Here is a 738-nt window from a genome sequence, read left to right on the forward strand (position 1 = left end):
GGTGAAGAACCAACTCACTCGTTGGTCAGTTTTGAGAGTTCAACTCTCACCTATATGCGTTTGGTAATGATGGCGGAAGGGTTCCACGCGTACCCATCCCGAACACGACCGTTAAGCCTTCCAGCGCCGATGGTACTTGGACCGCAGGGTCCCGGGAGAGTAGGACGTTGCCAAGCGCATCATATGGGCCCTTAGCTCAGCTGGTTAGAGCGCACCCCTGATAAGGGTGAGGTCGGTGGTTCGAGTCCACTAGGGCCCACCATTTACAACTTGATATCCCTTTGGGGCCATAGCTCAGCTGGGAGAGCGCCTGCCTTGCAAGCAGGAGGTCAGCGGTTCGATCCCGCTTGGCTCCACCATAAGATTACTATGATCGGTTTTACCAGAATATGCAGGTTGACCTGATGACGCTGGTAGGATACGATAATAGTCCTGTCGCAAGACAGTGACCTTGATCCTTGAAAACTAGATAACGAAACGAATTTGCGTTTTAGAAAGATCCTTCTCAAACGACTTGTGTCAATGTATTGACCAAGAAGTATAAGAGAGTAGCAGCGAAGGTTTGAGGGAATGAGATCCTTTGTAAGCCTGTTTCCACCTTGGTTTATTTAAATCAAGAAACAGGCGAACAAGAGAGCACATTACCGCAAACCAGAGCGATCAGGTTAAGCTACTAAGAGCACACGGAGGATGCCTAGGCGCTAGGAGCCGATGAAGGACGTGGCGAACGACGAAATG

At 50.1% G+C, this 738-nt stretch carries 2 tRNA genes and 1 rRNA gene; all 3 read left to right on the forward strand.

Annotated features, from left to right (window positions below):
* Positions 1–59: 59 nt before the first annotated feature.
* The 3 genes from rrf to ACH6EH_RS20180 all read left to right on the forward strand — a co-directional run bounded on the left by rrf (position 60) and on the right by ACH6EH_RS20180 (position 359).
* Positions 60–176 (forward strand): 5S ribosomal RNA (gene rrf, locus ACH6EH_RS20170).
* A 9-nt stretch (positions 177–185) separates the two neighbouring features.
* Positions 186–262: transfer RNA gene (locus ACH6EH_RS20175), tRNA-Ile, on the forward strand.
* A gap of 21 nt (positions 263–283) precedes the next feature.
* Positions 284–359: transfer RNA gene (locus ACH6EH_RS20180), tRNA-Ala, on the forward strand.
* The last annotated feature ends 379 nt before the right edge of the window (positions 360–738 follow it).

It is taken from the genome of Paenibacillus sp. JSM ZJ436 (assembly GCF_044383795.1).
Taxonomy (GTDB): Bacteria; Bacillota; Bacilli; order Paenibacillales; family Paenibacillaceae; genus Paenibacillus_AQ; species Paenibacillus_AQ algicola.